This is a genomic window from Methylobacter sp., from assembly GCF_030680395.1.
Taxonomy (GTDB): Bacteria; Pseudomonadota; Gammaproteobacteria; order Methylococcales; family Methylomonadaceae; genus Methylobacter_A.
Map to the genome: position 1 here is coordinate 1 of NZ_JAUXVR010000039.1, position 12368 is coordinate 12368.

At 45.9% G+C, this 12368-nt stretch carries 12 protein-coding genes; 1 reads left to right on the forward strand and 11 read right to left on the reverse strand.

Annotation, left to right across the window (positions count from 1 at the left end; all coding sequences use genetic code 11):
* Window positions 1-289 precede the first annotated feature (289 nt).
* Entirely contained in the window at window positions 290-1303 is a 1014-nt protein-coding gene (locus Q8L79_RS15530; RefSeq protein WP_305273007.1) for an NAD-dependent epimerase, read from the forward strand.
* A gap of 129 nt (window positions 1304-1432) precedes the next feature.
* Here the strand turns inward: Q8L79_RS15530 and Q8L79_RS15535 are convergent, their stop codons facing one another.
* The 11 genes from Q8L79_RS15535 to hisC form a co-directional block, all read right to left on the reverse strand.
* A complete protein-coding gene (locus tag Q8L79_RS15535) occupies window positions 1433-2149 on the reverse strand; it encodes a glycosyltransferase (RefSeq protein ID WP_305273010.1) in 717 nt (238 codons plus the stop codon).
* A 411-nt stretch (window positions 2150-2560) separates the two neighbouring features.
* Window positions 2561-3166 carry a glycosyltransferase family 29 protein gene (locus tag Q8L79_RS15540; RefSeq protein ID WP_305273013.1) on the reverse strand — a complete coding sequence of 202 codons (606 nt, stop codon included), beginning with the start codon at window positions 3164-3166 and terminating at the stop codon, window positions 2561-2563.
* Between the two features lie 198 nt (window positions 3167-3364).
* Window positions 3365-5593, reverse strand: coding sequence for a fused MFS/spermidine synthase (locus Q8L79_RS15545; RefSeq protein ID WP_305273016.1), 2229 nt, complete (start codon window positions 5591-5593; stop codon window positions 3365-3367).
* Between the two features lie 341 nt (window positions 5594-5934).
* The gene (locus tag Q8L79_RS15550; RefSeq protein WP_305273019.1) at window positions 5935-6204 is read right to left on the reverse strand and encodes a hypothetical protein; all 270 of its coding nucleotides are present in this window, start codon (window positions 6202-6204) and stop codon (window positions 5935-5937) included.
* A gap of 16 nt (window positions 6205-6220) precedes the next feature.
* Complete coding sequence (locus Q8L79_RS15555) at window positions 6221-6787, reverse strand: cytochrome c (protein ID WP_305273021.1); 567 nt, start codon at window positions 6785-6787, stop codon at window positions 6221-6223.
* A gap of 265 nt (window positions 6788-7052) precedes the next feature.
* Entirely contained in the window at window positions 7053-7430 is a 378-nt protein-coding gene (locus Q8L79_RS15560; protein ID WP_305273024.1) for a ClpXP protease specificity-enhancing factor, read from the reverse strand.
* An 11-nt stretch (window positions 7431-7441) separates the two neighbouring features.
* Entirely contained in the window at window positions 7442-8047 is a 606-nt protein-coding gene (locus tag Q8L79_RS15565; protein WP_305273126.1) for a glutathione S-transferase N-terminal domain-containing protein, read from the reverse strand.
* 182 nt (window positions 8048-8229) lie between these two features.
* Window positions 8230-8952, reverse strand: a complete 723-nt coding sequence (locus tag Q8L79_RS15570) for a cytochrome c1 (RefSeq protein WP_305273027.1) — start codon at window positions 8950-8952, stop codon at window positions 8230-8232.
* Between the two features lies 1 nt (window position 8953).
* Window positions 8954-10360, reverse strand: a complete 1407-nt coding sequence (locus Q8L79_RS15575; protein ID WP_305273030.1) for a cytochrome bc complex cytochrome b subunit — start codon at window positions 10358-10360, stop codon at window positions 8954-8956.
* Complete coding sequence (gene petA / locus Q8L79_RS15580) at window positions 10357-10956, reverse strand: ubiquinol-cytochrome c reductase iron-sulfur subunit (RefSeq protein WP_305273033.1); 600 nt, start codon at window positions 10954-10956, stop codon at window positions 10357-10359. Before petA ends, Q8L79_RS15575 begins: the two co-directional genes overlap by 4 nt.
* A 262-nt stretch (window positions 10957-11218) precedes the next feature.
* Entirely contained in the window at window positions 11219-12307 is a 1089-nt protein-coding gene (hisC, locus tag Q8L79_RS15585; protein ID WP_305273036.1) for a histidinol-phosphate transaminase, read from the reverse strand.
* Between the last annotated feature and the right edge of the window lie 61 nt (window positions 12308-12368).

A 12368-nucleotide genomic window follows, 5' to 3' on the forward strand; every position in this document is an offset into this window, starting at 1 on the left:
GGGATGCCGGAATCCAGTCACATGGATGTGAGACTATGGCTTGGCATCAAGCCTAAATCATGCCACAGCGGTATCGGAAAGTTACCATCCCTGGCTCTGGATACTGGCATCCCTGCCAGTATGACGGTGCTAGCTGAAGCAGCTTGCTAATCAAGTTGAGTTTTGATATCAGCGCTATTTGGAGTCCAAAGCTTGTTTGGGTCGTATAATAAGTAACCGTTATTTTCAGGACCCTGAATCAGGTACGTCAAACACAGCTTAGAATATTGCAGGAAATGGAGAGAAAATTTTGAAGATACTGGTAACAGGAGCAGCCGGATTTATAGGTTCGGCGCTTAGCCTGAAATTGCTGGAACGGGGTGACGAGGTTGTTGGAATAGACAATCTTAACGATTATTACGATGTCAATCTGAAGCTGGCGCGGTTGGATCGGCTGCAAGGTTATGACCGCTTTAAATTTATCAAGCTTGAAATAGCGGATAGAACGGCGGTAGAAGAGCTCTTCGCCCGTGAGCAGTTTCAACGAGTCATTCATTTGGCGGCTCAAGCCGGTGTACGCTATTCGATAACCAACCCTCATGCCTATATTGATTCCAACATAGTCGGCTTCATCAACATCCTGGAAGGATGCAGGCACAATTCCGTCGAGCATCTAGCCTATGCTTCATCCAGCTCGGTTTACGGGGCGAATACCAAAATGCCGTTTTCTGTCCATGACAATGTCGATCATCCGGTTTCGCTTTATGCGGCCAGTAAAAAAGCCAACGAATTAATGGCCCATACCTATAGCCATCTTTATAAGCTGCCGACCACCGGCTTGCGGTTTTTTACCGTTTACGGTCCGTGGGGAAGACCGGACATGTCGCCCATCAAGTTTGCCCGTAATATCATTGAAGGAAAGCCGATTGACGTGTTTAATTACGGCAATCATCGTCGTGATTTTACTTATATAGACGACATCGTTGAAGGCGTGATCAGGGTTATTGATCAACCGGCGCAAGCCAACGCCGCCTGGGCCAGCAAAAATCCCGATCCTGCGACCAGTTTTGCACCTTATCGCATCTATAACATAGGCAATAATAATCCCGTGCATTTACTAACGTTCATTGAAACGCTGGAAAAATATTTGGGTAAGGAGGCGATAAAAAATTTATTACCGATGCAGCCGGGAGATGTGCTTGATACCTATGCCGATGTTTCGGATTTAGCGCATGATTTGGGTTATAAACCCGTTACGCAGTTGGATGATGGGATTAGAAATTTTGTTGAATGGTATAAGGATTTTTACAGGATGGTTTTGTAGATTGAGCATGCTGTTTATGCTCGATATTCCTGTGATTCAATAGGACAAGGGTTTGCGGGTTTACCCGTCGCCGTTCCATCACCGGATGTTGAAATGTCGGGCAACGGAAAGCTTTGACTGACCGGGCTATTACGCCTTGCCGGGATCTGGCCGCTGCTTGCAGTAACTCATGCGGGCAAATTCGGTAAACCATTCCGTTGAAAAATTGACGTTTTTGTATTCTTCAAAGTAAGGGCCGCCTACTGTCCAGTGGACATTCTTAACATCGGCTGGCGGTTGGTCGTACTCTCCCACCAGCCAGTTCCAGCGAACATCCAACTCACCAATTTGATCATCTTCAAGCCAACTGAAGCGGTGCAGTTCCAGCGCCGATGTAGTATTGACAAATTCCGCGGTCACTTTTCTATTTGCCGGGTGTGCGCAGTTCCAAAGTACCACCGAAGACCAGTTTTTTCTTGGGTATTTATACTGAACGGTATTCAGGAATTTAATGTTGTCCTTAGGTTCATAATCGTGTTTTGTGACGTAAACGGCGCGGTCCGGATCAGTTTCTGTCACTTCCAGAATTTCCCAAATGTCAGTACGCAACATCATGTCGCAATCGAAGAACACCGCATAACCCTTGTAGTCGCACAAATACGGAACCAGAAACCTGGAAAATGAAAAGTCATTAGATTGTTTGGGATCCCGATCCCGCGTATAAATATCCTTCAAGTTTGCCAGATTTACCGGAATGATTGCGACAGGCCGGCTGCTGCGTGCCAGAATAGAATGTGCCATGGTGTGCCAAGCAACGCTTTCCACTTCATCGAAGCCTATAAATATTTTTAAAATTTTTGAATGCATAGGTTTCCTGTTTAATAGTTGAAAAGGAAGTTGTTAGCGCCTTGGCATTTCGAGAATTTCAGGTTATCCGCTCGCTCAAGGGTGTGCAGATTGCAAGTGGTCGGCATTTAAAACCACGTTTCCAAAGAGCCCTGTTTTTTCGAATAGCTTGTTTAGGCGTCCATTATATAGATTGCTCCCCAATTGCAAGCGAAGCTTTCCAGCAGTTGTTGTTTCAAAAGAGATTAAAATTGAAGTTATATGATCAATCCCTTGGTCGACCGTGAGCTCCATACCGAACGGGGACGCTATGTGCGTAGTGATCCAGAAGAAAAGCCTTAAAGTGCGTTTTGCCAAAAAAGACTGTGAAACAACAGACTCAGTGGCAACGTTAACTTAACTACGCGCTGGCGTGTAATGACTATTTTATCGTTAAAGAAGCCTCAATAGGCCTTGCGCTTGTAATTTAAGCACTTCCTCTTTCTCCTTTTGCCAACGATGAGTCTCGGAGCCCGAAAAAGTAAATCCGATCATCAACAGCTGATGCTCCGTCAAATCGAATTGCTGCAGCACATATTGTAAGGCTAAAAAACCGGAACTAGGCCCATATAAACTGCAATCTTTGGCGATATCCAGCATGTGACAGCAATCATGGAACAGATCATCGCCAAAATAAACGATTTTTTTATTTTTCAGGCCGTTCCTGGAAACGATGAATTTGGAATAATCGGTCTGTCTGAATGTCTGTCTCGACCAGGGTTTAAACCAAACCTGACGTGCTGGATTGCTGGTAGGTCTTGGAAACCAAATTTCATTCACTTCGTTGATAAAAGGTAAAGTAGCCAGCCTTCTATACTTGGCATAAGCCCGTCCGGGTGCCGATGAATTGCAGACGCATAAAACGTCGGTTTTTACTCCGGTATTGATATTAAAATTGTTCTTAGTCGCCACATTAAATCTCACTACCAAGTCTGCCGAATTTATTTCATCGGACAAATCGGTTTCGACCGTGGCATTACCTACTATTGCTATTATCATAAGGATTCAGAACTTTAGAGCTTTAAGGCGCAATAACGATAATGTATTGCACCACATGTTAATTATCATAGTTAAGGGAGCATCCTGTTTATCTTAGCGCATAAAGATCTTGTTGCACATACGCAGTAAGGCGTAATCCGTAGGGTGCAATAGCGCGAGCGTATTGCTCCCTACGATGTCTATGGAGTTTAAACAGTCTTATTTCCAAATACTGACAATATTGGTGAAGTCGTCCGTCCAGGGCTTCATGTCGAAATATAAGGGCATCTTTTGCCAGTTGCCGAGGCGGCTTAGGCGTAGTGGTTCCAGTGTTTCGGCGTGCTTTGCCATGACAACCCAGTCTGTTGCAACAACCAGCGGGATGTCCTGTTGCGGTTTGAATTCCTGAATCAGCGAGGCTAAGTGCAGGGCTTCCGCATTAATCGATAATACTTTTTTCAATGATAAATGGCGGTTGGTCATATGAAACGCCAGTATGCCGTTAGGTTTGAGTTTTTTGAAATAAAGCTCCAGTGCTTCCTTGGTCAGCAGGTGGGTCGGCACCGAGTCGGAGCTGAACGCATCCATGACTAATAAATCAAAGTGTTGATCCGGCTCTTTTTCCAGCGATAAACGGGCGTCTCCTACACGCATGACGGCGTGATGAGCGCATTGGCTCAAGTAGCTGAAATAGGCGGGGTTGCTGGCTATGTCGACCACCAGCGGATCGATTTCGTACAGCGTCCAGCTTTGCTGGTCCTTGGCATAACAGGCCAAGGCCCCCGCGCCCAGTCCGACTACGCCGATATTCCAGGCTTGATCGTTATTATCATACTCTTTAAACAACTGTCCCATCGGCCCCGGACGGCTGTAATAGGTCAGCGGTATTTGGCTCAGGTTTGCCGCCAGACGTTGCGCACCGTGCTTGGTCGTGCCGTGAAATAATTCATGATAGCTTTCAGGCTTGCCTTGTTCATCGGTCAACACCGCTTCACGAACGGCCAGTACGCCAAAAAAAGTGCGTTCCTGATAAAGCGTATGTGATGACAGACCATGCAAGCCGAGCGCAAGGAAAATAATAGCGCCGGTCATTAAAGCGAAGCCGACCGGGCGCGCTCGGAGTAGATAGGTCAACAAGGTTAAACCTATCAGACTGATGACGATGGTGTCGAAATACTGGAGTAAATTATCGACAGTGGCATGAGCAACAATCCCGATAATAACCAGCAGGGCAGGGGCTATTATTTGCGGTAGGGGTGAATTCATTCGCCCAGGGCGCAGCAGTAAGGCTGCAATAATCATGATCGGGTATTCATAAACAGCATTGAATACAAACGGCGCAACAAAGGTGTTGAACATGCCGCCTAACATGCCTGCAAACGACATGATCAGGTAGAAGGTTGTTAAATGCCGGGTATGCGGCCTTAGTTTAGCCAGCTCGCCGTGACAAACCATCACCGCAAAGAAAAAAGCGATCAGGTGCAAAATCAGGTAGGCCCAATAAGGCAAATCGGCCGGATTAATGAACGCATAGGCGATAAACGGCAACAGGAAAATCGGTTGCAGCTTCACCATTAACGGATGTATTTTGTCGTTCCATTTGGAAAAAACGATAACAAAAGACAATAGGTACAGTGTTAACGGGATAATCCACAACAACGGAACGGAGGCAATATCAGTGCTGATGAAGTTGGTCAGACCCAGCAGCAGGCTGGAGGGTACAAAGGCTAGCGCCAGCCAGTGTAATTGGGTGGCAAGACTGAGATTATTTTCGTCGTTAACAGCATCTACGTTCTCTTGCTGCCCGGTTGTTTGTCTGCTTTTCCATAGCGCAAAAGCGCAGCCTGCAATCAGCAGGCATAGCAGCAGATAGCCTATGCTCCAATAACTCTTTTGGTTGGCCAGTCCGATATTGGGTTCAAGCAGAAACGGGTAACTCAGCAATGCAATCAGGCTGCCGGTATTGCTGGCCGCATAGAGATAGTATGGATCATGGCTGGTATGGTGGCCGACATTGGCGAACCATTTTTGAATCAGTGGTGCGGTTGTCGAAACCACGAAAAAAGGCAGGCCGATAGCAAGAAATAACGTCCAAAACAGCCAGAATGTCGGGTTACTGTCTGTCGGAGGAACGGTGTTTTCCGGCAAGGCTAAAGGCAGTGCCAAAAAGCTGATCAGTATGAGTGCGGTATGGATCTGAATTTGGCGATGCTGGCTGTAGCGCGTAGATAGATAGTGTGCGTAAAGATAGCCGAGAAACAAAATGCTCTGGTAAAACACCATACAGGTGTTCCATACTGCCGGCGAACCGCCCAGCAGAGGTAATAAAATCTTCCCGAACAGGGGTTGCAACACAAACATCAGCGATGCACTGGTAAACAAAGTTGCGGCAAATAAGAAGATCAGGGATAAATTGCGGTCGGTGGTGGCTTCTGAATGGTGGTTCATTATTTTTATAGGTAGCCCTTAAGGCTTTTGATTTTTAATCTGCTAATGATAAAGCATTTGCTGTTGGATGGGGATAGGTATCTAAAGCAACGCGGCATATCCTGCCTGACGCCTTCCGGACTAATGCTAATTCCCAGACAAATTGGTGCCGAGATCCAGTAGTCATGGATAAATCAACACCAGATTGCGCTAACTGTTTTTTGCTACAAGAACTTTTTCGATCTATTTTTTAGATTTCAGTGTTTTGGATTCGGCAATACTATGCTCAGGGCACGAAAATAACGCAGATATAAAAAAGGCGGTGTGACCGCCTTTTATAAGCCATAGTCCAACAATTTCCGTTAACGTTTGTACCGCTGCTGTTTTTCCGGCTTATTAGTGTCCTGGGAATTATCATAGTCTCTGGATTCGTTAATCTCTTGTCTTTCGTCGGCTCTGTCCGCACCGCGCATATTATCCCCGGTTTCTGACTGCTTATTGCTGTTCAGCAAGCGGCCATCAGGACCGGGGCTTTCATTGCCGTGGTTACTCGGTTGCTTTGCAATAGCCGCCCCGGATAGAGATAAGGCCAAAACAGTTGCCGGAAGTAAAAAATATTTCCTGATTTTCATATTGTTGCCTGAGTTGTTATAGCGATCCAAAATAAGCCGCCAATGCCTTAAAATCGGCTTCGGACATATTGGCGACAATGGCTTGCATCGGTCCGCTTTTACGTGAACCTTCTTTGAAGGCTTTTAATTGTTGCGCAAGGTATTCGGGGTGTTGCCCTGCAAGCCTTGGAAACTGGCCGTTACCTTCAGCCTTGGCGCCATGGCATCCCAGGCACATAGAGGCTTTGGCTTCGCCTGCTTTTGCCAATGCAGGATCGCCCCCGGCCTTGACAGGTTGCTGGCTGGAAAAATAAGCGGCAAGGTTGTTGATGTCTTCATTGTTCAGGTTGGCCGCCATCGGTTGCATCATCGGATTGGTGCGATTTCCAGCTTTGAATGCTTTAAGTTGATTGATCAGGTAGGTCGATTGTTGCGCTGCCAAGTTGGGCCATTGCGCATTGCCGCTGTTGCCTTTTTGACCATGACAACTGGCACAAGGGGCAGATTTTTGTTCTCCGGCGGTTATATCGGCTGCCGAAACCGGCAATGTTAAAAAAACGGACAGGAAAGAAGATAAGATAAAGGATTGTTGTAGTGAGTTCATGATTCACCTCATAGGATAGGGTTAGACTATCTGTGGCTATCTATTGGGCAGGCTATCGAAAGAGTCTGCCTTTTTCGGATAGGACTTCACTATACAACTAAAAAGATTAACTGATAACAAAAAGTTAAGGGCTGTACGTAAGTATACAAAGTAATAAGTTCGTTTTTGGCAAATCAGGAGAGCAAGTCTACGAGATTTATAGAAGGCAAAAGACCAAGTGGTTGCTATGTTCAGCGAGGACTGGCTGGACATAGCAAAAACACAGCTATTTTACGATGCGTAAATTGGGTTTTGCAGCAGGTTTTTTTACCGGCGGTGGCTCATCGCCATCACCATCTTCCTGGTCGAAGATCATGCCTTTGCCGTTTTCTTTAGCATAGATTGCCAACACCGCAGTTATTGGTGTGCTGATATGCATTGGCTTTCCGCTAAACCGGGCATTAAATTCAATTTCCTCGTTACCGAGAGAAAGTCCCTGTATCGCTTCCGGCCTTATATTTAAAACGATTTTGCCGTCTTCAATAAATTCTTTCGGTAAAACGGCACTGGTATCTTCAGCGTCCACAAGAAGATGCGGCGTCAGGTTGTTATCAATAATCCATTCGTAAATTGAACGAATTAAATAGGGCTTTAGAGAAGTCATAAGGCTAGGATTTACTTTAAAGGCTCGACCATTTCTTTTTCAGCTTCGCTCAGGCTACGCTTGAATGCGGCTCTGTTGAATATGCGCTGGGCATAATTGGTGATTACTTCATTCGGGGTTGCCACGTCAATGCCTATGCTGGGTAGGCGCCATAACAAGGGTGCGATGACACAATCGATCAGTGAGAATTCATCACTCATAAAATAGGGTCTGGCGGCAAAAATAGGCGCAGCGGATAATATGCTTTCTCTGAGCATTTTTTTGGCACGGGCGGATTTTTTCTCCCCGGAAAATAAAATTTCGTCCAGTAACTGATACCAGTCCTGATCAATGCGCTTGATCAGCATTCGGGCATTAGCCCGTGAAACCGGATCCATTTGGTGTAAAGGGGGGTGCGGAAAACGTTCGTCCAGATATTCCATGATGATACGTGAATCATAGAGAACCAGATCGCGTTCAATCAATGTGGGTGACGTGCCATTGGGATTTAGTTCGAGTAAATCTTCAGGTGGATCTGTCGGGTCATAATATTCTATGTCTGCGACAACTCCTTTCTCGTGCAAAACAAAACGGGCGCAGTGGCTCATCGCGCATGTTGGAGATGAGAAAAGCGTCATTACAGATTTACGAGTATTAATATTTGTCACGAATAACAACCTCTTTAAGACGTGTAGGGCGTTAAAAAAAAGGTATTATAACAGGTTGGCGATTTTTTTATTTACAGTTGTTAGTAAATAGGATGGGCCTTTTTCGTCAGCCCACCCGATAGTTTTGGTAACTAAGTTCGTGTTTTCAAGAATTAATGGATGTTCTTCCAATATTCTTTTTTCAGCAGATAAGCTAAAACTAAAAACATTAAAATAAAAAATATCACATATTTTCCAAGACGTTGCCTTTCCAGTTGCACTGGTTCGCCGACATACACCAGGAAATTAACCAAGTCATTGACGAAAATATCAAATTCTCCTTCGGACAATGTACCCGGTTCTTTAATAACCAGCGTGGTATATTCATGACCCCATATGTTTTTTCTAGGTTCTGCATACTGATCACCTTGCAATTGCCAGAGCGGGTTAGGCATGGCGGTATCCTCGAAAATCAGGTTGTTTACGCCTCTAGGGCTTTTTGGGTCAATATAGTAACTTTTTAAATAGCTGTATAACCAATCGGCGCCACGCGATCTGGCAATTAAAGATAAATCGGGCGGCTGGGTGCCGAACCATTTTTCTGCGTCATGCCCATTCATGGCGCTGTGCAATTGGTCGTAGATATTGGCTCCTTCCGGTGCAATATCTTTCAACATCTTTTTTTGATCGACATCGGTATCAAGAGCAATACGTAGATAACGAATATGCTTGATTGAATGGCAGCCAAGACAATAGGTGACGAAGTGTTTCGCCCCGCGTTGCAATGAAGCATTATTGGAAAGATCAATATTCGCGTCTTGCAGTTCAACGCCTTCCGAGGCGGCAACTCCAAAAGACAGTAATAACAATAAAAGTAATGCCGTTAAATTTTTCATATTAATCCAGACTCCCTATTGCTTTTTTTGCTAACCGACTGATAACGTTTTTTATGCCTTCGGGGTTAGGTTGTCTGGTAAAAGAAGAGCCTTTAAAAGCAGTATGACCAATTTCAGTCGCTGCTGGTTTTAATACGGTAATTTCCTCAATTAGCGCGGGCAATTGCTCCTCAAGACTATGTACTGTAGTTAAGCGTTTTGGCACCGGCTTGGTTTTTTCCCACCGTGTATAAAGTGGCATTAACAGGAAGAAGCCGAAGTATATCGCGCTAAAAATACGCGCAAATATGGTTGCTGTCGGCGTTGCAGGTTGCGTACCCAAATAGCCCAGAGCCAGGAAACTGATTACAAACAGCATCAAGGCCTTTTTGTATATGCCGCCGCGATAGCGAATCGATTTGACCGGACTGCGATCCAGCCAAGGCAACAGGAATAATACGACAATCGCACCGCCCATACCGATAACCCCTGCAAATTTATCTGGGATCGCTCTTAAAATGGCATAAAAAGGTGTGAAATACCAGACTGGAGCTATATGCTCCGGAGTTTTCATCGGATCGGCAGGGATGAAATTGGCGTGCTCAAGAAAATAACCGCCCATTTCCGGCATATAAAAAATAACCGTCGCGAAAAACAACATAAAGACGCCCACACCGACCAAGTCTTTGACGGTGTAGTAAGGATGGAAAGGAATGCCGTCCACAGGATGGCCCCACGGGTCTTTGGATTCCTTGATTTCAATACCGTCCGGGTTGTTTGATCCCACTTCATGCAATGCCACGATATGCAGGAATACCAGCATGACCAAAGCCAGCGGCACCGCAATAACATGGAAAGCGAAGAACCGGTTCAAGGTTGCGTCGGAAACGACATAATCGCCTCTGAGCCAGAGTGACAGGTCATCACCGATAACAGGGATGGCGCTGAACAGCGAGATAATAACCTGTGCGCCCCAGTATGACATCTGTCCCCAAGGCAACAGGTAGCCCATGAAGGCTTCGGCCATCAAGGCGACAAACAGCAACATGCCGAAAATCCAGACCAGCTCGCGGGGATGCTTGAACGAACCGTAAAGCAAGCCTCTGAACATGTGCAGATAAACGACGATAAAAAATGCCGACGAACCGGTCGAATGCATGTAGCGAATCAGCCAGCCCCAGTTCACATCGCGCATGATGTATTCTACGGAGTCGAATGCCAGTTTGGCATCCGGTTTGTAGTTCATGGTCAGGAAAATACCGGTCAATATCTGGTTAACCAGCACCAGCAAAGCCAGTGAGCCGAAGAAATACCAGAAATTGAAGTTCTTGGGCGCGTAATAATGCGCCATGTGCTCATTCCAGAGTTTGGTCAGTGGAAAACGCTCCAAAAACCAATCGTTACATTCAGTTATGCGGCTACGTTTCATGCGCTTGCTTCCTCTGCAGATTCACCAATAATCAGCTGAGTATCGGTAATATAGCGGTAAGGGGGGATTTCCAGGTTAGTCGGCGCCGGTACTCCGCGATAAACGCGACCAGCCAGATCAAACCAGGAGCCATGACATGGACAGAAAAATCCGCCTTTCCACTTGTCGCCAAGATCGTTAGGCGCTATTTCAGGACGAAACGTGGGTGAACAGCCCAAGTGGGTACACAAACCCACGGCAACAAACACTTCCGGTTTAATGGAGCGTACCGGATTTTTACTGGACTCCGGTTGTATCGATTCCTGAGAAAGAGGATCTCTTAACTCATTGTCCAAAGTTTTTAAAGTTTCAAGAACCTGTGGGGTTCTGTTGAGTATCCAGACCGGTTTGCCTCGCCATGCGACCCTGATTAATTGACCGGGTTCCATTTTGCTGATGTCAACTTCAACAGGTGCCCCGGCCGCCATGGCTTTGGCACTGGGTTGCATTTGAGCAAGAAAAGGAACAGCCAAATAGCCTGTGCCGACTGCGCCAACCACGGTCAAGGCCGTGGTTAAAAACTGGCGTTTGGACTGATCGACGCCTTTATTATTCATTATAGAACTCTCCTGATTAAGTCTGCGCTTCTTAAGGGCGCATTATTTTCTAGCGTCAATATACCATTAGAGCTTATAAGATTTGAAGTGCTTATGCCGCCGGTTTTAGTATTTGTTAGCTATTAAAAATGGATTGAAGTAACACGTAAAGCACAAGCCTATGATATTGCGACAGATTGTTTGTGGTTTAGCCTCGATAACGCCGTTAAGTTTTTTATATAAATGGTATATATTTGATGATTTGATACGGTGGTTATTCCGACTATGGAGTGACCAAGCTGCTTGTTAATGCAGCAAGAAAGGCCGCATTTTCTTCCGGTTTACCTACGGTTACCCGCAGACAATCGGCCAACAAGCCGCCTTGGCCGCTAAGGTTTTTAATTAAAACGCCTTGTTGTTTTATTGACTCGAAGATTTCGTTTGCCCGGTTCTCAGGGGTTTTAAACAGAATAAAATTAGCGGCGCTGGGATAGGCAGTAATGCCGTTTAGTGCATTAAGCCGGTTAAAAACGATTGACCGTTCAGCGCAAATTTTTTGCGTTTGCTGATCAAATAATGTTTTGTTGGACAAGGCAAAATCTGCGCTTGTCTGGGTGAGGCTGTTAATGTTGTAGGGCAGGCGGATTTTGTGGAGTTGTTCAATGATGTCCGGCAAACCTGCGATGTAGCCGAGACGTAAACCCGCCAGACCCAGTTTCGATACGGTGCGCATGACCAGCAGGTTGTCATATTGCCCCAGGCTGTCGATGAAACTGGCATCGGCAAAAGGCGCATAGGCTTCATCAATGACTACCAAACCCTTGGCCGCTTTTATGATGTCCCGAATCGACGCTTCTGAAAATAAATTGCCGGTGGGATTGTTAGGATAGGCCAGAAAAATGACCGAAGGCTGATGCTTTTCTATAGTCGACAGCATGGCCGGTAAATCCAGGTCAAAGTTATCGGCAAGCAAAGGGATAGCATGGTAAGTTAGACCCAGGCATAGACTCAGCTGTTTATACATCACAAAACCCGGATCCGGCGCCAACACGCAGGCATTGGAAGGCAGCGCCATTAACAGTAATTGGATGATTTCATCGGAACCATTGCCCAGCAGTACATCAAATTGATCGGGTATTTGATTCAAGCGTTTGATAGTTGCAGTCAAATGCCTCGCTTCAGGGTCGGGATACCGGTTCAACGGACAGTCTTTCAACGTTTCCAGCCAGTTTATTTTGATGTCTTCAGGCCAGCTATAGGGGTTTTCCATGGCATCCAGCTTGATCAAACCAGTAGCATCTGCAACTTTATAAGCAGACATCGCCAGAACTTCTTTGCGGAAAATGGAGGAAATGAGATTATTTTCGGACATATATGTGGGTCAGGGTAAAAGATGCAAGGCGAAAGGCGAAAGGCTAAGGCTTGGCGCAAAC

Bases quoted from the DNA above. Each gene is read 5' to 3' on its own strand.
- Q8L79_RS15535 (WP_305273010.1), bottom strand. From the start codon at position 2,149: ATGCATTCAAAAATTTTAAAAATATTTATAGGCTTCGATGAAGTGGAA.
- Q8L79_RS15540 (WP_305273013.1), bottom strand. From the start codon at position 3,166: ATGATAATAGCAATAGTAGGTAATGCCACGGTCGAAACCGATTTGTCC.
- Q8L79_RS15545 (WP_305273016.1), bottom strand. From the start codon at position 5,593: ATGAACCACCATTCAGAAGCCACCACCGACCGCAATTTATCCCTGATC.
- Q8L79_RS15550 (WP_305273019.1), bottom strand. From the start codon at position 6,204: ATGAAAATCAGGAAATATTTTTTACTTCCGGCAACTGTTTTGGCCTTA.
- Q8L79_RS15555 (WP_305273021.1), bottom strand. From the start codon at position 6,787: ATGAACTCACTACAACAATCCTTTATCTTATCTTCTTTCCTGTCCGTT.
- Q8L79_RS15560 (WP_305273024.1), bottom strand. From the start codon at position 7,430: ATGACTTCTCTAAAGCCCTATTTAATTCGTTCAATTTACGAATGGATT.
- Q8L79_RS15565 (WP_305273126.1), bottom strand. From the start codon at position 8,047: ATGACGCTTTTCTCATCTCCAACATGCGCGATGAGCCACTGCGCCCGT.
- Q8L79_RS15570 (WP_305273027.1), bottom strand. From the start codon at position 8,952: ATGAAAAATTTAACGGCATTACTTTTATTGTTATTACTGTCTTTTGGA.
- Q8L79_RS15575 (WP_305273030.1), bottom strand. From the start codon at position 10,360: ATGAAACGTAGCCGCATAACTGAATGTAACGATTGGTTTTTGGAGCGT.
- petA (WP_305273033.1), bottom strand. From the start codon at position 10,956: ATGAATAATAAAGGCGTCGATCAGTCCAAACGCCAGTTTTTAACCACG.
- hisC (WP_305273036.1), bottom strand. From the start codon at position 12,307: ATGTCCGAAAATAATCTCATTTCCTCCATTTTCCGCAAAGAAGTTCTG.